The organism is Massilia sp. DJPM01 (genome assembly GCF_030348125.1).
Lineage (GTDB): Bacteria > Pseudomonadota > Gammaproteobacteria > Burkholderiales > Burkholderiaceae_D > Telluria_A > Telluria_A frigida.
Genome location: NZ_JAQOZV010000075.1, coordinates 1 through 19,661, shown reverse-complemented (window position 1 = coordinate 19,661; position 19,661 = coordinate 1). Strand labels below are relative to the sequence as shown.

The window sequence follows — 19,661 nt, the reverse complement described above, 5'->3', positions numbered from 1 at the left end:
CAGTCATCCTGGGTAAGGGAAGGTGCTCAGTCGGCCACCACGACGCGGTTCTTGCCGGTTTGCTTGGCCTGGTACATGGCTTTGTCGGCGCGCCGCACCAGGCTGGCCTGGTCTTCGTTGGGCGCGCGCAGGGCCACCCCGGCCGAGAAGGTGATCAATACCTTTTCGTTATCATGCAGGAAAAAATGCTTGGTCAGGTCGCGCTGCAGGCGCGTCATGGTTTGCGACGCCGCTTCGACATTGGTTTCCGGCAGCAAGATCAAGAATTCCTCGCCGCCGAAGCGGGCGATCACATCCATCGAACGGATGGTTTCCTTGACAATCTTGACCAGGTGCTTGAGGGCGTTGTCGCCCGCCTGGTGGCCGTAGGTATCGTTGAGGCGCTTGAAATCGTCCAGGTCGAGCATGGCGATGCACAGGGGCGTGCCGCGGCGGTCGGAGCGGGCCGTTTCGCGCTCGAACACATCGTCCAGGCCGCGCCGGTTCAGGCTTCCTGTGAGCTGGTCTTCGCGCACCAGTTCGCTCATGTGCTGGAGCTTGGCCTCCAGGGTGTGGATGCGCTGCTCGGCTTCCTGCACTTCCTGGCGCGCCAGCACCATGCGGTCGCGCGACTTGAGCGCTTCGGTCTGCACCAGGCGGGTTTCGCGCAGCACGTCGTCGAGGATCACGTTCAGTTCGGCGATATTGTCGGTGTGGCTGATCTTTTCGGAAAACGTGCCGATCTTTTCGTGGAAGTCGCCGGTCGTGGTCGCCACGGAACTGAGGCGGTCGATGAAGGTGAGCATCATGTTCTTCACCGTCAGCTTGACGTCCGACAGGTTGTGCTTGAGCTGGCCCTGCTTGTAGATCACTTCCTTCAGGCTGCGGGTGGCGTCTTCCAGCGCGCGCTGGTTGATCGGGCCGGCGATCAGTTCCTGCACCGAATCGATCTGGCCGCGCAGCCAACTATCGTCGTCGAGCAGTTCGGTGACGTTTTCCAGCAGCAGCTTGAACAGGCGCAGCAGCAATTCCTGCTGTTCGCCGACGTCGCCGCTTTTAATGTCGATCTGGTAACACAACTGCTTGAGGCGCACGCTGACCTCGTTCAGGGCTTCCTCGCTGGCGGCGACCTTGACGGCCGCGCCCAGCGCTTCGGCTTCGGCCATCAGGGCCGGCGCATCGGCCAGCAGGGAGGCGACCGCGACGCTCAGGGTGCGGCTGAGCAGGTCGCGCAGGATCTTGGCGTCCGGCTCGTCGGACATGGCCGACAGCGCCGACAGCTCGATCCCGCCGCTCTTGCGGATGTGTTTTTCGAGCAGCTGGGTCAGGTTGCGCGCGTAGCCATCCCAGTCGCGCATCTTGAGCGCGCGCGCGAAACGGCGGCCGAAGTCGGCCAGCTCGCCCGGGGTCTCGCTCAGCTTGGCCGCGAAGTCGCCCAGCACGTTTTCGGCGCCTGTGTCCACGATGGCGTCGGGCGCGGCCGGCGCCGCCTCGGGCGCGGGCGGCGTGGCGGCGATGCCGGCGATCTCGTTATAGATCTCGCGGTACGCTTCCGGGGTTGGCGCGATGCGGCGCGTGGCCAGGCGCCGGAACGCCTCGCGCGCGATCTCGGCGGGATTCTGGGCGGCGGGGTTGGGCGTTGTGGACATGGTAAAACAGTGCCTCAGTCAGGTTTGGCGTTGATGCACCAATGATAAGCGAGTTTGTTTCCTGCCATCTCTAGAAAAGAGGCAGGTAAAGCATCTTACTCCAGAGCATTAACCTGGCGCGCGGCGCGCGAAAAACTTATTCGATCAACTGGTTTTTGATCGCATAGTGCGTCAATTCGGCACTGTTCTTCAGTTTCATCTTGACAAGCAGGCGCGAGCGGTATTCGCTGATCGTCTTCACCGACAGCGACAATTCCTTGGCGATCGCCCCCACCGTCTTGCCGGAAGCGATCATGGTCAGGGTCTGGTATTCGCGGTCCGACAGGGTGTCGTGCAGCGGCGTATCGTGGTTTTCGCCGACCGCGCTGGCCAGTTCCTGGGCCAGCGCCGCGCTCACATATTTTTGCCCGGCGGCCACCTGGCGGATGGCGGTCACCAGTTCGCGCGGCGCGCTCTGCTTGGTCAGGTAGCCGGCCGCGCCGGCCTTGAGCGAGCGGATCGCGTACTGGTCTTCGCGGTGCATCGACAGCATCAGCACGGCCAGCTCGGGATGCTCCTTCTTGACCAGCTTGAGCACCTCGATGCCGCTGCGGTCGGGCAGGGAAATGTCGAGCAGCATGACGTGGCACCTGGCCTTGCGCACCTGCTTGATCGCCTCGATCCCGTCTTCGGCTTCGCCGGCGACGATGATGTCGGGCGACTCGGCCAGGATTTGTTTCAAGCCTTCGCGCACGATCGCATGATCGTCGGCGATGAAGACCCGGATGATGGCTTTGTCGGTCATTGCTGCTTCTTACTCGTTTCGGTTGGCGCCGGGCGCCGGGGGGGCAAGCGGGGCCGGCGTGTGCGGTCCCGCGCTGTCGTCGTGTGTTTCATCCGCCATTATCCTCGCTCTGGCGGAACTGAGTTTAATTTTGATGGTCACGACCGTGCCGCCGCCGGGGGCGTCGGCCAGGGCCATGGTGCCGCCCAGCGCCTGGGCCCGTTCGCTCATGCCGCGCAAGCCGAACGATTGCGGCTTCTGGCGGTCGGCCAGGGCGATGCCGGCGCCATTGTCGGCAATCGTCAAGACGATGTGCTGGCGCAGCAATTGCAGGCGCACCCCGACCCGGCTGGCGTGCGCATGCTTGGCGATATTGGTCAGCGCTTCCTGGAAGATGCGGAACAGCGCCGTCGCATGGTCCAGGTGCAGGTCGATGTCCTTGTCCGGACAGGCGAAGCTGCAGGCGATGCCATTCTGCTTCTCGAATTCCTTGACCTGCCATTCGAGCGCGGCGACGATGCCGAAGTCGAGCATCGAGGGGCGCAGGTCGAGCGAAATGCGGTGCACCGCGTCGATGGTGCGGTCGACCAGCGCATCGACATAGGCGGCGCGCTCGGCCAGCTGGGGCTGGTCGGGCGGCAGGCGCTGGGTCAGCATCATCAGGGCCATCTTGATGGCGGTCAGGTTGCCGCCCAGGTCATCGTGGATTTCGCGCGCGATGCGGGTGCGTTCCTGTTCCTTGACGTGTTCCAGGTGGGCCGCCAGCTCGGCCAGGCGGGCGCGCGAGCGGGTCACTTCCAGTTGTTCGAGCTTGCTGGCCGTGATATTGGTCATCAAGCCTTCCCAGTGCACGCTGCCCGGGTGGTCGGGCATGGCGCGCGGGGTGGAACGCAGGTTGATCCATTTCTGGTCCTTGTACTCGTGGATCCAGACCCGGCCTTCCCAGTTCCAGCCGGACAGGCTGGCGGCCGAGGCGTGCATGGCGTCGAGGTAGCTCTTGCGGTCTTCCGGCAGGATCAGTTCGATGAAGCGCCCGGGTTCGGCCTGCAGCTCGGCGGCGGACAGGCCGAGCAGGGCGGCGCAGCCCTCGCTCAGGTAGGGAAAGGCCACCCGGCCGTCCGCATGCAGCTCGAACTGGTACACCAGCGCCGGCGTGTTGCTGACGAACGGCTTCATGGTGTGGGCGATGGTGGGTGGAACTGGGCTCATCAAGGGTCGGCGGAGGAATAATGCCTGGAATCATACGGGAAAAACGGCGCGCTCTGCCGCCCCTTTGCGCGCCCCGGGGCGACGCGCCAGGGCAGGTGCCGCGCTGGCGCCATGCGAAATGGATGCTTTTACAACTAAATGTAAGCATCGAACTTGACGCCTCATTACTATTTCTATAAAACAATGTATTGACAAATTTTATAGGAAAGTTTCATGGCAAATTCGATCGTCGGCGATAGCGGTAACAACATCTTGCCTGGTACCTGGGGGGATGATTTCATGGAAGGCAAGGGCGGCGCTGACGTGCTGTTCGGCAGTGAGGGCAACGATACCCTGGTTGGCGGCACTGGCGACGACACCATCGATGGCGGCGTGGGCAGCGATACCGCAGTGTTCAACCGGGGCGACGGCCAGGATACCTTGCGTGCCTTCGGCAGCATGCCCGGCATGCACGACCGGCTGCTGTTCGGCGCCGGCATCGCGCCGGCCGACATCTATCTGCAGCGTCTGAGCACCAACCTGTACATCGAGCTGCGCGGCAGCATGGACCGCATCCTGGTCGAGCGTTACTTCGATCGCCCGCTGGATATGAACGGCGTGCTGGTGCAGCAGGGCGCCATCGAGCAGATCGTGTTCGCCGACGGCATGCAGTGGAACCGCGAAGCCATCCTGACCAAGCTTGCGCTCGATACAATGCCGCTGGTCACCCTGGGCGAGCAGGACGACCGCTTTTTTGCCAGCACCAATGTGGACGCGGGCGCCGGCAACGACACGGTCGATGGCTACGCCGCCTACATGGCCGGCGGCGCCGGCGACGATGTCCTGACCAGTATGAGCGGCCAGAATGGCGCGCTGCTGGGCGGCGCCGGCAACGACCGCATCCAGGCCGGCCCCAGCGACGACCTCATCGACGGCGGCAGCGGCAACGATAGCCTCGATGGCGGCGCCGGCAACAATACCTATCTGTTCAGCCGCGGCTGGGGCCAGGACCGCCTGCAATTGGCGCCGTCCCAGGGCTGGGAGCCAAGCCGCCACGATATCGTGCTGAGCGACGTGCTGCCCGGCGGCATCGCACTGACGCGTTCCGCGCAAGGCATGGGCAACGATTTGCTGATCACCCTGCGCGGCGCCAGCGACAGCCTGACGGTGGCCGACTATTTCGCGAACCGTCCCGGCACCAGCATCCGCTTTGCCGACGGCACCGTCTGGAACGCCCAGCAGATCGAGCAGGAAAGCATGCGCCCGGTGATGCCCGACATGCTCGGCACGAGCGCATCGGACAATCTGTACGGCAGCCCGGAAAGCGACATGCTGTCCGGCGGCGACGGCAACGACCACTTGCAGGGCATGGAGGGCAATGATGTCTTGATCGGCGGCAACGGCGACGACTTCCTGGCTGGCGGCAATGGCGACGACACCCTGATTCCCGGTGCCGGTTTCGACCATCTCGAACCCGGCGCGGGCAACAACATGATCTTGTTCGGGCGCGACAATGGCATGACGGTCCTGCTGCCCGGCCCCATCAACGATGCCCACAACACGATCATGATGGCGGCCGATGTGCGTCCGGCCGACGTGAGCCTGTCGGCGCAAAACCCGTACCAGATACAGGTACGCATCGCCGGCAGCGCCGCGACCCTGCAAATGGACCTGCTTCCGGAACCCCTCCCGACCGGACCCGGCCAGTTGCGCTTGCCGGTGCAAATCCAGTTCAGCGACGGCACCCGCTGGGACAGCGACAAGTTGATCGCGCTGAGCCTGACCCAGAACGGTGACGAGGGCAATAACGTGCTGCAGGGCTACCCCGAGCGCAACGACCGCCTGGACGGCAAGGGCGGCAACGACATCCTCAACGGCTGGAGCGGCGACGACCTGCTCAGCGGCGCCAATGGCAACGATCAGCTCGACGGCGGCGACGGCAACGATAGCCTCGACGGCGGCGCGGGCGACGACCTGCTGTTCGGCGGCGCCGGCAACGATCTGCTGCGCGCCGGCTCGGGCAACGATTACCTGTTCGGCGGCGCCGGCAACGATACCTATGTGTTCGCCTTGGGCGATGGCGTGGCGATTGTCGACGAACTTGCCTACAACGGCGGACCGGGCAATGTGCTGCGCTTCGGCGCCGGCATCGCGGCCGCGGACTTGCGGGTGGTCGCGGCGGGCAGCGAGCAGCACATCTATTACGGTGCGACCGGCCAGATCAAGCTGTTCGGCAACGGTGCGGGCTTCGAGCGCATCGAATTTGCCAACGGCAGCGTCGCCAGCCTCAGCGAGCTGAGCCCGCACGCGCCGGTACTGCAAACCCCGCTCAACGACGCCGACGCCAGCCCCGGCACACCGTTCACGATGCAGGTCAAGCCGGGCATTTTCACCGATGCCGACGCGGGCGACGTGCTCGCCTACCAGGCCGCGCGCGCCGATGGCGGCGCCTTGCCTTCCTGGCTGCATTTCGACGTGGCCAGCGCCACCTTCAGCGGCATCCCGGGCCACGCCGACAGCGGCAGCGTCGAGGTGCGCGTCACCGCCACCGACAGCACGGCGCTGTCGGCCAGCGACACGTTCAAGTTGACGGTGGCCGTGGCCAACGTGGCGCCGGTCGTCGCGGCGCCCGCCAATGGTACCAGCGTGGCCGAAGGCAAGCCATTCGTGGTCAACGCACCGTTGTTCGTGGATGCCAATCCGAACGATGTACTGAACGTGGTGCTGATGCGCGCCGACGGCAGCGCGCTGCCGGCATGGATGGCGTACAACCCGGCCACGCGCACCATCAACGGCACGGCCGGCTACAACGATAGCGGCAGCTATGCGCTCAAGGCGGTCGCGACCGACCAGGGCGGGCTGTCGGCATCGAGCCTGTTCAACATCAATGTCGCCAATACCAACCGCGCGCCGGTGCTGGCGACGCCACTCCCGGCCAAGACGCTGGCCGACGGCGTGGCCTTCAGCTACAGCGTGCCGGCGGGGACCTTTGCCGATCCCGACGCGGGCGACACCGGCAGCTACAGCGCCGGCGCACTGCCGGCGTGGCTGTCGTTCAATGCGCCAACGCGCACCTTCAGCGGCACCCCGGCGGCGAGCGACGCCGGCAGCAGCAACGTGGTCGTGCGCTACACCGACGCTGGCGGCCTGGCGGCGACGGCGACCCTGGCGCTGACGATCACCCAGATCCCGCGCGTGACCCTGACCGGTACGGCCGGCGACGATATCCTGACCGGCAAGGCCAACAACGATACCTTGTTCGGCCTGGACGGCAACGACCGCCTCGACGGCGGCCTGGGCGAAGACACCATGGCCGGCGGCAACGGCAACGATAGCTACATGGTCGGCCAGGCGGGCGACGTGGTGACCGAAGACGCGGGTGCGGGCACCGACAGCGTGACGACCGGCATCAGCTACGTGCTGCCGGCCAACGTGGAAAACCTGACCCTGGCCGGCGGCGCGGCGATCAATGGCACGGGAAATGCGTTGAACAACGCGATCGCGGGCAATGGGTCCGCCAACGTGCTCGATGGTGGCGCGGGTGCCGACACCCTGGCCGGCAACGGCGGCAACGATACGTATTACGCCGACCATGCGGGCGACATGATTACCGAATGGGCCGGCAACGGCTTCGATCAGCTGTTCAGTTCGGTGACCAAGACGCTGGGGCAAAACGTCGAAGTGCTGATCCTGACCGGCACGCAAGCCATCAACGGCACGGGCAACCAGGGTAATAACCTGATCAAGGGCAATGGCGCGGACAATACCCTGAACGGCACCCTGGGCTACGACATCCTGCTGGGCGGCGCAGGCAACGACCGGCTCATCGACACGTCGAAGGAATCGAACCTGTTGCATGCCGGAGCGGGTAACGACAACCTGTCCGGCGGGGGCGCCAGCGAACTGTTTATCGGCGCTACGGGCAACGACAATATCGACGTCGGGACCGGGATGAACCTGCTTGCCTTCAACAAGGGCGATGGCCAGGACCGGGTGCTGGCGTCCGGCGGCAACGGCGATACGCTCTCGCTCGGCCACGGCATCGCCTATGCCGACCTGGCGCTGAAACAAGTTGGCGCCGCGCTGGTGCTGACGATGGGCGCGAGCGACCAGATCACCTTCAGCAGCTGGTATGCTTCCGGCGCCAGCGTGAAGAGCTTGCAGGTGGTGACTGCGGGCGGCACCGATTACGTGCCCGGTTCGGCCAGCGTGATCAACGACAATAAGGTCGAGCTGTTCGACTTTGCCGGCCTGGTCGGCAAGTTCGACCAGGCGCGCGTCGCCGACCCATCCTTGACCAGCTGGAGCATGGCGGCATCGCTGGCGGCGTTTTCGCGCGGCGGCAGCAATACCGCGGCTATCGGCGGCGACCTCGCTTACCACTACGCGGTCGATGGCGACCTGTCGGCAGTGGGCACGAACGCGGGGCTGGCCATCATCGGCAGCGCGAGCTTTGCCAAGGGCGTGCAAACGCTGCTGGCCGGCAGCGCGCTGGCCGACGGTACGCCGCTGCTGTTCTAAGCGGCGGGCTGCGGCAGGGGGAATTGCCTTACACTGGAGCGATGAAAAAACTCCTGTTCTCCCTGCTTGTTTTCCTGTGTGCCCCCTTGTGCCAGGCGGCCGACACCCGTTTCACGGTGGTGACGGTCGATCCTGCGCGCCAGGAGCTGCGCCTGTTTCTCAATGACGAGACGGGCCAGCCTTTCAAGAGCTTCGGCCGCCTGCGGGATTGGCTGCTGGAGCGCAAGCAGCGGCTGGTGTTTGCCGTCAACGCCGGCATGTACCATCCGGGTTTCGCACCGGTGGGTTTGCATGTGGAAAATGGCAAGCAACTGGCGCCACTGAACCTGGATGATGGCCAGGGCAATTTCTTCCTCAAGCCGAATGGCGTTTTCTTCGTGAGCAAGAGCGGGCCGCAGGTGCTCGCGTCCGCGGCCTACGCGGCGCAGGCGGCCGAGGTGCGGCTGGCGACCCAGTCCGGCCCCATGCTGGTCATCGATGGCAGGCTGCATCCGCGCTTCGAGGCCGACTCGCGCTCGCGCCACGTACGCAATGGCGTCGGCGTGCTCGATGGCAAAGCGATTTTTGTGATCAGCAACGTGGCGGTCACCTTGCACGAATTTGCCGCCTACTTCCGCGATACGCTCCATTGCAAGAACGCACTGTATCTGGACGGCTCGATATCGAGCCTGTTCTCGACCGACCAGGGGCGCGCCGACTTCGGCCCGCCCCTGGGCCCGATCCTGGGCGTGGTGGAGCCGGCCCCGCGCTAAGGCAGGCGCTGGCGCCTGCCCCGGCGCCTGCCTGCGTCAGGCCTGGCGCGCTTTCCTGCGCGCCGCGCCGATCACCAGCAGGCCGGCCGCCAGCATGCCGTACGTTGCCGGTTCAGGTACCGGCGAGGTCGGGGTGCCGGAAAAGTAGGACAACTCGACGGAGGCCATGGCATTGAGCCTGCCCCTGCCGACCGCCTTTCCCGTCTCGAACGCGCCTTGCAGCAGCTGGCTGCGCTGTCCCTGCGTGTTGGTCAGTTTCATGGTAAACGCGTCGCGACCCGACACGCCATTGATGTAGGTCGTTAAATCGCCGCTGATGCCGGCAATCGACAGTGCCTTCGTGAGCCCGTCCTGGTCCATGAATGTATCGGCCTGGGCCGAGAAGGTGAGCCGGGTCGATGGCGACAAGATAAAGCGCGAGAGCTGGTATGTGGAGGAACTGGCTCCAAGGGAGGAGGGCAGCGTGTCCGTGTGCGCTTCGGCGTACATGCTGGTGGCGGCGTTGCTCAAGCTGACGCCGCCATTGGGAACAATACGGCTGATCGCCCCGTAGCCCTGCACAAAGTCCACGGGACTCGGTTCGCCGGCAGCGGAAAAGAAGTAGGAGCCGCCGCCGTCCTGGCTGGAGAAAGTAATGCTCGGGCTGATATTGTCAGTCAAGTCCAGGTCGGTCAGGACGAACTCGATATTGCTCAGGCTAGCGCTGGCCTTGGCATGACCCGCATGGGCCGGGGCGCAGGCCAGGATGCCGGCTGCAAACAGGCCGGCGACGATCTTCAATGGGTGGTGCATGGTGGACTTTCGATCAGGATGGTGGTTCGCGGTCGTGCCGACCGGACGGGAATGCGCAGTGGCGGCGGCGTTCATGCCGCTTGGCCGGCGACTGGCCGGCGCCGGCGGCGCGCCAGCGCGCCCACCAAACATGTTCCAGCCAACAGCATGGCGTAGCTCGACGGTTCGGGAACGGAGGGGATCGGCGCGATCGGCGCGGAAAGAGAAACGGCGGTCTCCAGGGAGAATTGGCCCTGGCGTGCCTGGGCGTCCGACATCAGTATCCCGTACAGGTTGACGGTAGCCGAGCCGTTGTTTGCATCGTAGGACTTCTTGAACGTACTCGTCCAATCAGCTTCGTCCCCCAGCGTGCCTTGCATTGCGATACGACTGCCAGAGTAATCAAAATTCTGCGCGAGTTGTTCGGACAGCCTGGCCACGCCGGTAAAAATCAGCTGGGTATTGGGGCTGAGGGTGAACGAGGCGGCATAAGAGTTACGGTTCCCGTACCTGTGCTTGACGCCATCGGCGGGGACGGGAAAATTGAGGCTTGCCGTGGACGACATGGTGCCGCGCGAGAGCGTGGTGCCGGACGTGCCGAATGCGGTCACGATCGAGGTGGTTCCGGGCGCGGCGAGGCTCTGGTGCTGGCCCGCCCCGTAGGTCTCGCTCGACCAGCGCTCGTCGCCGAAGATGATCGATGGGGAAATGCCGTCGGCCAGGTCGAGGTCGACGAGTTGGTACTGGAAGTGGTCGATGCTGGCGGCCACCGTGCTGCTCGCCGCCTGGGCGGGCGCCCACGCGGCGGCCAGCGCCAGTGCGCAAAGAGAAAATTTGTTCAGGTGCGCGTACATGTGTGCCTTTGGGAAGTTGACTGTCGCGTATGGACAGACTGTTGACTAGAATACGTGGCATTTGGTTAATATGCCATGTAAAGCAACAGAACTGTGCCGGATGTCACTGTGCGGCCAGGCGGGATGAGCGCAAGCGCACCTCGACACCGCATCCCTTCCCATGCAGGCCAGGGATGATCCGCACGCTTCCGCCCGCGCGCGCGGCGGCTTGCCTGACGATCGCCAGGCCCAGGCCAGAGCCGGGGGTATCGTGCCCGCGTCCCCGGTAAAAGCGCTCGAAGATGTGCTCGCGCTGGTCTTCCGGAATGCCGGGGCCGTCGTCGGCGAACGACAATATCAGCGCCGTGTCATCGCTACGCAGGCAGACCAGCACGCACCCGCCCAGCGGGACATAGCGCAGGCTGTTGTCGAGCAAATTCGTGACGATCGATTGAAAAGCGGCCACTTCCACGGACCAGTTCAATGTGTCCGGCGCATCGAGCGACAGGTCCATGCGGCGCGCCAGTACGCCGGGCACTTGTTGCGCCAACAACTGGCGCACGATATCGGCGACGTCGACGGTCTCGAATGTGGCGGGCTCCATCTCATCGAGCGTTGCAAGCTCAAGCAGCTGGCGGGTCAGGTGCGAGGCGCGCGCAATGGCCAGGTTGAGATGCTCTTGCGCCTGCTGGCGTTCGGCCGGATCGGCGGCCCGCGCAATGACATGCGCTTGCGTCGATATCACCGCCATCGGGGTACGCAGTTCGTGCGCCGCATCCTGAATGAAGGCGCGTTCGCGCTGCGCCTTGCCGCGCAACTTGGCGAGCAGTTCCTCGAAGGCCGCCACCAGCGGCCGCAATTCGCTATATTTCGGATCCATCCCGATCGGCGACAGGTCGTCACGCTGGCGCGCCGCGATGCGTTCGGCCAGCAGCCGCAATGGCCGCAAGCCCTGGTGCACGGCGAGCCACAAGGGCAGCACCACGCAGGGCAGGGAAATGAGCAGATAGGGAATGAGTCCGCGTCCCAGCCCGCCCAGGGTGGCCGAGCGTTCCGGTTTGGGTTCGGCGATGCGCAGCGACCAATCGGGCGCGTCGCGCTGGTAGATCCAGTAAGCGGCGCCGCCGGCCTGGCCCGCCACCGCTGCCGGGGGACGCCTGGCCGCTGCGCTCGACGTATACACCAGGCGGCCCGCGCGGTCGCGTAGCTCGAACACTAGATCGTCAGGCAAGTTGTTCGCGTCGTGACGCAGTTGATTGAGCCAGATCGCCGTGGTGGCGACGGCGGCTTGTACCTGGTCCGGGCGCTCGAGCCGGACCAGTGCCGCATACAAGGCCGTGCCGACTTTTTGCACGCCTGAATTCTGCTCCGATTCTTGTTTGAACCGGAGGTATTCATACCCGAGCAGCATGCCCCACACCAGAAGGAAGGCCATGCCGAGCGCGGCCATGACACGCCGCACCAGCGTCGGACGGCGCCATGGCCTCATGGCACCAGCACGTAGCCGATGCCGCGCGCGGTGTGAATGCGCCCGGCCCCGATCTTGCGGCGCAAGTTGGAAATATGCACTTCGATCGTGGCGAAATCGACTGGTTCACCGAGCGGATCGAGCCGTTGCGCGAGGGCGCCCTTGGCGACCACGGCACCGGGTTCGCGCGCCAGTTCCAGCAAGAGCTGGAATTCGCGCGGCGACAGCTTGAGCGTTTCATCGCCGAGCCGCGCCAGATAGCGGCGCGGCTCGATGGTCAAGGCGCCGATCACCCATTGCTCGCTGGCCTGGCGCGCATAGCGCCGCAGTACCGCGCGGATGCGCGACATCAGTTCCTCGGTCGCGAACGGCTTCACGAGAAAATCGTCGGCGCCGCTATCCAGGCCAGCGAGCCGGTCCTGGAGTCCGGAGCGCGCCGTCATCACGATCACCGGCACCGGGTTGACACCGCGCCGCCAGCGCGCCAGCAAGTCCAGACCGCAGCCATCGGGCAGGGACAGGTCGAGCAGCACGCAGTCGAACGGCATGTCGTGAAAACCCTGCGGCGCATCGCCGGCGCGGCGCAGCCATTCGCTGCTGATGCCTTCGGCCTTGAGGGCGCCTTGCAAGGCGCGCCCGAAATCGAGGTCATCTTCAATGAGTAGTAGGTGCATCGCCCGATTATACCGAGCCGATTCTTAAGGCCAGCCAAAGGCCGCGCCGTCGGTCTTTGGCAAACCCGAAGGTTGGCGTTTGCATAATGCCGATGCTGCTCCCGCCCGCTAATCGGCAGGCCAGCAATTGTGATCATCCACCGGAGGCCCCATGCCAAACGCAATTCCATCTATCCGATTCCTGCCCCTCGGCGCCGCGCTCGCCGTTCTACTGAGCGGCTGCGGCGGTTCGCCATCCAGCCAGGGCCCGGCCGATACAGCGGCCGGGCGCGGCGCGCTGCTGCGCAATTCGCCGACCCGCCTGTTGTCGCTCGACGCGGCCGGCGTCGGCACGCAATTAAACAAATTCGGCACCCAGTTGCTGCTGATCGCCGGTGCGCCCAAGTGCGGTATCGATTTCCATCACGTCGAGTACAACACGGTCGGCGCGGCGGGCGAACCGACGACGGCTTCCGCCGCACTGCTGGTCCCGACCGGCGCCGGTCCGGCCTGCGAGGGCAAGCGCCCGGTCTTGTTGTACGGGCATGGCAGTTCGTTCCAGCGCAAGCTGAACATGGCCGACATCAGCGATGCCACGAACGAAGGCGCGGGCAGGGTGGGCACGCCGGCCGCCCTGTATGCCGCCCAGGGCTATATTGTCGTCGCGCCCAATTATGCCGGTTACGACACCTCGCGCTTGAATTACCATCCGCACCATATCGCCGATCAGCAATCGAAAGACATGATCGACGCGCTCGCCGCCGCGCGCACCGCGCTGGCGGGGCTGGCGCATCCGGCCGGCGAGAACGGCAAGCTGTTTATCACCGGTTATTCGGAAGGCGGCTATGTCGCGATGGCCACCCACCGCGCCATGCAGGCGGCCGGCATCAAGGTGACGGCGTCGGCGCCGCAAAGCGGCAGTTATGCGGAGAGCCTGGACTACGAGGCCCTGGGGACCAGCGGCGCGCTCGATGATCCGCGCGCTTTTTCGCTGTCGACCCAGCTCCAGCTCGTGATGCAGATAACGGCGTGGCAGAAAGCGTATGGCAATCTGTATGCGACACCGTCGGAAGTCTATTCCGGCAGCTACGCCGGCGCGATGGAAACCCTGTTGCCGACCGCCATGCCGTTGACCAGGCTGGTCGCCGAGGGAAAATTTCCGATGTATTTCCTGAGCCAGGACATGGCCAATTACGCCGCGCTGGACGCCACCCGGAAGGCCTACTTCGGCACGCCCGCGCACAGCCTGATGAACGCCGGCTACCTGGGCCGCTTGCTGGCCGATATCGCCGCCCATCCCTGCCCGGTGACGTCGCCGCAGGCGCCGCTGGCCTGCGCGCCGGCCCATCCGATGCGCGCCGCATGGTTGAAAAACGACTTGCGCACCTGGGTGCCACGTGCTCCGATGTTACTGTGCGGCGGCAACGGCGATCCCGAAGTCGGTTTCGCTCATGCGCGCCTGACGCAGGCCTATTTTCAAGCCCACGGCGGCGCGGCGCAGCTGCTCGACGTCGATTCGCCGGTGACCGAGAACGATCCGTATGCGCGCTCGAAAACCATCTTTGCGGCAATCAGGCAAGCGGTGATCGATAGCGGCGCCGACCCCACGACGCCCGACAATTATCATGGATTCATGGCGAACGTCGCGTGCGAAGTTGCTGCGCGTGATTTCTTCAGCCGGTTTTAAACAGCGCCTGTCTGCGCAGGCCCGGCCTCAACGGCGCCGGGCGCGCCACATGGCCGCGAAACGGCGCAGGATGCGGGTCGGGCGCATGCTGTGGCGGCCGCCCCGTCCGCGCCGCCGGAACGCCTTGACCGCCCTGCGCAGGCGCTCGCGCAACGCGAACGCCGTGCGGCTGGTGCGCTGGTACGCCAGGGTTCCCTTGAGCTTGCCTACCCACTTGTCCTTGAACGCCATGAACACGGCATGCCAGCGCGCGAACCACGCCAGGGTCAGCAGGCTGGGCAGGGTCAGCGAGTACAGGCGCGTGACCGCCGCCGCGCCGCCGATCTTGGCCAGCAGGATCACCAGCACGCCCGTCACAGGATGCCCGTTGGCAATTGCGATCAGGGCCAGCAGCTTGACCGGAAACAGCAGCACAGCGGGCAGGGCGAAGGCGCCCAGCGCCCAATAGGGCGGCAGCGCCCGGATGCGCGTATCGAACTCGCGCACCGGCGGCCAGCGCGCAATCACGGCGCCGACGCGGGTGCCGATATCCCACAGCCACTCTTCCAGCAGCAGGATCAGCGCCGCCAGGTACACCAGCGGGGCGAGCAGTCGATAGCGGCGTCGCTTGGCTTGTGTCATGGTCCTCCCTTTGGTTTCATGATACGTGAAAACCCCGGCGCCGCTTAAATCGGGTATCGCCCGGACAGGAAGCGCGCGCGCCATTACAATGAGACGCATGAATAAAGCATTTGTCAAAGAAGCCGATAACGACGACGAGGAAGCCATCGCGCTGGCGCAAGCCATTCCCGCGGGCGCCAAGAATTACATCACGCCGGCCGGCTACCAGCGCATCAAGGATGAGCTGCTGCAACTGATCGATGTCGAGCGGCCCGAGGTGGTCAAGGTGGTGCACTGGGCGGCCTCGAACGGCGACCGTTCCGAAAACGGCGACTATATCTACGGCAAGCGGCGCCTGCGCCAGATCGATGGCCGCATCCGCTTCCTGACCAAGCGCATGGATTCGGCCGCCGTGGTCGATCCCAGCGTCCAGCATGGCAACGACCAGATTTTCTTCGGCGCCACCGTCACCTATGCCAACAGCGCGGGCGAGGAACACACCGTCACCATCGTCGGCATCGACGAACTGGACCCGCTGAATGGCAAGATCAGCTGGGTCTCGCCGGTGGCGCGCGCCCTGACCAAGGCCAGGGAAGGCGATCTGATCACCTTGCAGACGCCACTCGGCCCGGATGAGCTGGAAGTGCTCAGCGTGCACTATCCGGCCCCGGTCGCGGATTGATTTTCCATTTTAGCGAGTTAGCGATGTCGATTTCCCATGCCACTTTCAACCACGTCTTGCGCATACCGCTGGCGGCCGAAGTCCATTCGCGCCCGTCGCTGCGCCTGAACGGCCCCGAAACGCTGACCCACCTGGCGGTCTACGCGCGCGACGAGGGTGATGCCGATGCGCATCAGCTGGCGTGCCAGAACCAGTTGCTGGCCGGCCTGTGCCGCTATTTCGGGGTGGCGCCGCCGCATCCGGAAGCGCGCTATTTTTTCCACGATTTCGGCAATTTCCGCCTGCAATGGGAGTCGCATACCGAGTTTTCCACCTATACCTTCGCCGAGCGGCGCGCCCAGCCTGTTGCGGCCGAGCACGCGTTCGAGCAGGTGCCGCTGCGCCATGTTCCCGATGAGTGGCTGCTGAGCCTGGAAGGCAAGGTGATGGCCGCCACCCACGTGACCTTGCAGCAGGTGAGCGCGTCGCTGACCGAGATGCGCCACGTGTTTGGCGGCAATCTGCTGGTCGGCTGCGACAGCCAGAATTTTGCCAAGGTCTGGACCGATTTCGCGATCGCGCCCGATGGTTTCGGCAGGGTCGTGATCCAGGACCTGGGCATGCAGTACCAGCAGGCCGGGCGCCTGGTGCAGCGGGTGCTGGAAATCGAAACCTACCGCATGATGGCGCTGCTGGGCTTGCCACAAGCGCAGCTGGCCGCGCCCGTGCTCAACGGCATCGAGGCCGACCTGGCGCGCCTCTCGGCGGGCATGACCGATGCGAGCGATGCGATTCCCGATACGCCGGATGCGCCCGACGGCGAGCAAGTCTTGCTGCAAAAAATCACGGTGCTGGCCGCGCGCATGGAAAAGCTGGCGCTGGAAAACAGTTACCGTTTCGCCGCTTCAAAAGCCTATTACCGGCTGGTGCAGGCGCGCATCGAGGAGTTGCGCGAAGCGCGCATTCCGGGCGTGCCGACCATCCGCGAATTCATGGACCGGCGCCTGGCCCCGGCCATGAACACGTGCGAATCGACCGTGCGGCGCCAGGAAGCGCTGGCCGAGCGCATCGGCCGCACCAATGACTTGCTGCGCACGCGCGTGGGCATCGTGCAGGAACAGCAGAACCGGCGCATCCTGGAGTCGCTCAACGCGCGCGCGGCCCAGCAGCTGCGCTTGCAGCAGGCGGTCGAGGGACTGTCGGTGGTGGCCATTTCCTACTATTCGATCGGGCTGATCGCGTATGCGGGCAAGGCCATGAAGGCGGCTGGCGTGCCGATCAATCCGGACATGGTGACCGGCGCCGCCATGCCGGTGATGCTCGCCATTGTCTGGCTGGGGCTGCGCCGCATGCATCATCATGTGAGCCGCCAGGCTATTCGGTCTTGAGTGTGGCGCGTCCGGGCTGCTGCTCCAGTGGCTTGCCGGGCGTGAAGATCCAGGATGCTTTCGAGAAGGCGAGATCGGACCAGCTGGCCCCGTTGTCCTGCGATTCGCTGCGCAGCACGCCGCCGACCGGACAGACGGGAGCCTTGTCGCCCCGGCCAGCGCTGGCGCATTGCCGCGATACGAGCGGGTATTCCAGCCCGATCAGCTTGCCGCGACGGCTGAGCGCAACGTTGTAGCCCATAATCAGGTCCTGACGCATCAGCAATTCGCCGAGCTGGCGCGGCGGGTGGCTCGGAAACCAGATCTTGTCCGGATACGCGAATCGGGTGAAGCGCTTGCCATCCTGGTCGAGCATGGTGATGCCGATGTAGGGAACGCCATTGGCCAGGCCGGCGCTGTTGCAGACCTGATCCTGCATGGGACCCGCGGCGCTCGTCGGCAAGCCCATGAGCATGGCCATGTCGCCATCGACGTCGATGGCGGCCCGGCCCGGCGCGCCGACATAGCTGATCGAGACGAGCGGCACGAAGGGCGGCAGTTCGCCGGCGGATTGACGCTGGAGGTCTTCCTCGTTCGGCAGCATGCCGGAAAGCACAAACTCGGATTGATCGGGCAGGCGGCAACGCAGTACCAGTTGCTTGCCCTGTGCCATCAGCGCGCGCCGTTCCAGGCGCTTGTCGGCGATGCTGACGGCGCCGGGCCTGGCGCCGTCCGGCTGGTCCAGTGCCGAGGTGCCGATCGTGAACAATCTGGACGTGCTGGTGATGACTGGCGCGCTCCAGCTTTTGCCCTGGTCGGTGGACAGCGTTTGCGACACCTGCGAGACCGGCTGCCGGTAAAACTTGGCATCGGCATAGTGGCCCCAGTGCCAGCGCGTCAGCGCTTGTTCGAGCACCCAGGTGCTGCCCTGCACCGCCATGCGCCCATAGCCGGGATGGCTCAGCGCGCGCCGCGCCGATTCGCGGTTGGCCTCGGCCTCGACGGCTTTATCGTAATGGGGCTTGGCGATGATCGTTGCGAGGTGTCCCTTGGCGATCGTGCGGTAATGCTCCGGCTCGGTGCCGGGCGCATGCACGGTGTCACCCTTGACATAAAAATGGGCGCACATCTCGGCCGGCGTGCCGGAGTCGTCGGTGCGGCGCAGCGAGGTGATGCCCAGATCGACCGGCGCGGCGCCATCCGGTCCGTGGTAGCGCGTGGCGTAGCGCGTATCGCAGGTTTCCGGACGATTGCTGTAGGGTGCTTCGCAGCTGCCCTCCATCACGATCCGGCCGCCCTGGGGCAGCAGGCATTCCAGGCGGTCCTGGGCAAAGCCGGACTGGGCGTGCAGGCCCAGCACCATTGCGGTCACAAGCGTGGTTTTCATTCGGTGCATTCCTTCGGGCATGGCTGCTCAAGCGGCTTGGCGCCGTTCTCGTCGCGGTGACGGTAATTGCGCAGGCTGCGCGCGGAAGGGTGGGCCACGCCGGCTTGCCGCGCGAGCGCCACGCCGGTCTTGAAGAAATAGGGCGCCGTTTCGATGCTGGCCGGCTGCCAGGTTTCGCCACGGTCGCTTGAGGTCGTGCGCAGCACGGCGCTCACCGGGCACTGCTGGCCGCTGCGTTCGGCGCAGGCCGGCGCCTTGGCCGCGTACAAGGGCAGTTCCCGCACCAGCTTGCCCTGGCGGATGGCCATGGCGCTGTTTTCATTCATCACGCTCAAGCCGCGCTGCTTCAACTGCGCATCGACGCGCTGCTGTTGAACCTCGTCGCGCTGGCCCATGACGGGGGGCGCCGGTACCCAGAAGCGCTTTTCTCCCGGCATGCGCAGGGAAGCACCGGTGCCCGGCTGGCCTTCGTACAGGCCCAGGCGGGCGCACAGGACTTCCATATTGCTGTCTTGCTCCAGGTGCTGGTGTTCCATTTTCGCGCCCGTGTCCACCAGTTCTGCGGCGCCGCGCGCGCGGTAGTACACCGTGAAGTCATCCTGGTCCTCGCGCGCGTTGGCATGGCGCGCGAACACCGCCAGCGGGATCCAGCTATGTTTGGCCTGGAGGACGAAGGCGCTGCCATCGGCCAGCTCGCATTCGACGGTTTCGGTGCGCTCGACGGCGCAGGCGTCGGCCATGACCGTGGCGGCCAGGCAGAACGAGAGCGGGTGCAGAAAATGGCGATATCCCATGGAGTGGCTTCCGGACAGGTGATGAGAGTGGGTATGGCCGGCGATGTTATCACGCCATTTTTTTACGGCATCAATCTGATTAATAAAAAAATAATGTTGACACTGCGGATGAGTTCGTCGTTGTAAACCGTACGCGGTAGCAGGGCTGATAGACTGTGATGAGAATGCTCTACAGAACAGGAATAGTCTATCAATCAACATCCCAACCGCGCGCAAGCCGACGCACTGAGCGCGTTGCGCATCGCCACGGCCGACCGTCATGCCGTGCTCGACGCCGGCATGCCGCTGGCCCAGCCGGACGCCGGCTTGCAGCACTACAGCGACCATTTGCACATGCTGCGGCGCTGCTTGTCTCCCCTGGAAGCCTGGCTGGCGCCTTACAGCGATGGTCCGCAAGGCGAGGCCAGCTTGCCGGCGGAGGCGCGGGTTGCGCTGATCGATGCCGATCTGGCCGATCCGGCGCTGGGCGGGGTGCGTGCCGATCCGCGCCCTGACGACGACACCGTGTGGCCGAGTGCCGCCAGCGCGGCGTACCGCTGGGGCGTGACGTATGTGATCGAAGGCTCGCAACTGGGCGGGGCGGTGCTG

At 65.1% G+C, this 19,661-nt stretch carries 16 protein-coding genes; 6 read left to right on the top strand and 10 right to left on the bottom strand.

Annotation, left to right across the window (positions count from 1 at the left end):
• Window positions 1-26: 26 nt before the first annotated feature.
• The 3 genes from PO883_RS30600 to PO883_RS30590 all read right to left on the bottom strand — a co-directional run bounded on the left by PO883_RS30600 (window position 27) and on the right by PO883_RS30590 (window position 3,600).
• A complete protein-coding gene (locus PO883_RS30600; RefSeq protein WP_289313129.1) occupies window positions 27-1,628 on the bottom strand; it encodes a GGDEF domain-containing protein in 1,602 nt (533 codons plus the stop codon).
• Between the two features lie 136 nt (window positions 1,629-1,764).
• A complete protein-coding gene (locus tag PO883_RS30595; RefSeq protein WP_167088784.1) occupies window positions 1,765-2,412 on the bottom strand; it encodes a response regulator transcription factor in 648 nt (215 codons plus the stop codon).
• Between the two features lie 9 nt (window positions 2,413-2,421).
• Window positions 2,422-3,600 (bottom strand): sensor histidine kinase, encoded by a 1,179-nt coding sequence (locus PO883_RS30590; protein WP_289313128.1) that lies wholly within the window; start codon window positions 3,598-3,600, stop codon window positions 2,422-2,424.
• 213 nt (window positions 3,601-3,813) lie between these two features.
• On the opposite strand from PO883_RS30590, the gene PO883_RS30585 reads away from it, so the two are divergent.
• Both PO883_RS30585 and PO883_RS30580 read left to right on the top strand, forming a co-directional pair.
• The gene (locus PO883_RS30585) at window positions 3,814-8,100 is read left to right on the top strand and encodes a putative Ig domain-containing protein (protein WP_289313127.1); all 4,287 of its coding nucleotides are present in this window, start codon (window positions 3,814-3,816) and stop codon (window positions 8,098-8,100) included.
• Between the two features lie 41 nt (window positions 8,101-8,141).
• The gene (locus PO883_RS30580; protein WP_289313126.1) at window positions 8,142-8,852 is read left to right on the top strand and encodes a phosphodiester glycosidase family protein; all 711 of its coding nucleotides are present in this window, start codon (window positions 8,142-8,144) and stop codon (window positions 8,850-8,852) included.
• A gap of 36 nt (window positions 8,853-8,888) precedes the next feature.
• On the opposite strand, the gene PO883_RS30575 is transcribed toward PO883_RS30580, so the two are convergent.
• From PO883_RS30575 to PO883_RS30560, 4 genes are all read right to left on the bottom strand, one after another.
• Window positions 8,889-9,644 carry a PEP-CTERM sorting domain-containing protein gene (locus tag PO883_RS30575; protein WP_289313125.1) on the bottom strand — a complete coding sequence of 252 codons (756 nt, stop codon included), beginning with the start codon at window positions 9,642-9,644 and terminating at the stop codon, window positions 8,889-8,891.
• A gap of 71 nt (window positions 9,645-9,715) precedes the next feature.
• Entirely contained in the window at window positions 9,716-10,477 is a 762-nt protein-coding gene (locus tag PO883_RS30570) for a PEP-CTERM sorting domain-containing protein (protein WP_289313124.1), read from the bottom strand.
• Between the two features lie 103 nt (window positions 10,478-10,580).
• Window positions 10,581-11,945: an ATP-binding protein gene (locus tag PO883_RS30565; protein WP_289313123.1), complete on the bottom strand. Its 1,365-nt coding sequence runs from the start codon at window positions 11,943-11,945 to the stop codon at window positions 10,581-10,583.
• Complete coding sequence (locus tag PO883_RS30560; protein ID WP_289313122.1) at window positions 11,942-12,598, bottom strand: response regulator transcription factor; 657 nt, start codon at window positions 12,596-12,598, stop codon at window positions 11,942-11,944. Before PO883_RS30560 ends, PO883_RS30565 begins: the two co-directional genes overlap by 4 nt.
• 151 nt (window positions 12,599-12,749) lie before the next feature.
• On the opposite strand from PO883_RS30560, the gene PO883_RS30555 reads away from it, so the two are divergent.
• Window positions 12,750-14,264 carry a S9 family peptidase gene (locus PO883_RS30555; protein ID WP_289313121.1) on the top strand — a complete coding sequence of 505 codons (1,515 nt, stop codon included), beginning with the start codon at window positions 12,750-12,752 and terminating at the stop codon, window positions 14,262-14,264.
• A gap of 27 nt (window positions 14,265-14,291) precedes the next feature.
• Here the strand turns inward: PO883_RS30555 and PO883_RS30550 are convergent, their stop codons facing one another.
• Window positions 14,292-14,885 carry a hypothetical protein gene (locus tag PO883_RS30550; RefSeq protein ID WP_289313120.1) on the bottom strand — a complete coding sequence of 198 codons (594 nt, stop codon included), beginning with the start codon at window positions 14,883-14,885 and terminating at the stop codon, window positions 14,292-14,294.
• A 97-nt stretch (window positions 14,886-14,982) separates the two neighbouring features.
• On the opposite strand from PO883_RS30550, the gene greB reads away from it, so the two are divergent.
• Both greB and PO883_RS30540 read left to right on the top strand, forming a co-directional pair.
• Window positions 14,983-15,546, top strand: a complete 564-nt coding sequence (gene greB / locus PO883_RS30545; protein WP_289313119.1) for a transcription elongation factor GreB — start codon at window positions 14,983-14,985, stop codon at window positions 15,544-15,546.
• Between the two features lie 23 nt (window positions 15,547-15,569).
• Window positions 15,570-16,913: a DUF3422 family protein gene (locus tag PO883_RS30540; RefSeq protein WP_289313118.1), complete on the top strand. Its 1,344-nt coding sequence runs from the start codon at window positions 15,570-15,572 to the stop codon at window positions 16,911-16,913.
• On the opposite strand, the gene PO883_RS30535 is transcribed toward PO883_RS30540, so the two are convergent.
• Together PO883_RS30535 and PO883_RS30530 are read right to left on the bottom strand one after the other, a co-directional pair.
• The gene (locus PO883_RS30535) at window positions 16,900-18,279 is read right to left on the bottom strand and encodes a hypothetical protein (protein ID WP_289313117.1); all 1,380 of its coding nucleotides are present in this window, start codon (window positions 18,277-18,279) and stop codon (window positions 16,900-16,902) included. The genes PO883_RS30540 and PO883_RS30535 overlap by 14 nt on opposite strands.
• Window positions 18,276-19,073: a hypothetical protein gene (locus tag PO883_RS30530; RefSeq protein WP_289313116.1), complete on the bottom strand. Its 798-nt coding sequence runs from the start codon at window positions 19,071-19,073 to the stop codon at window positions 18,276-18,278. Before PO883_RS30530 ends, PO883_RS30535 begins: the two co-directional genes overlap by 4 nt.
• 234 nt (window positions 19,074-19,307) lie before the next feature.
• Between PO883_RS30530 and PO883_RS30525 the strand changes: the two genes are divergently transcribed.
• Window positions 19,308-19,661: biliverdin-producing heme oxygenase (locus tag PO883_RS30525; RefSeq protein ID WP_289313115.1), on the top strand; the 354-nt coding region annotated here is incomplete at its 3' end.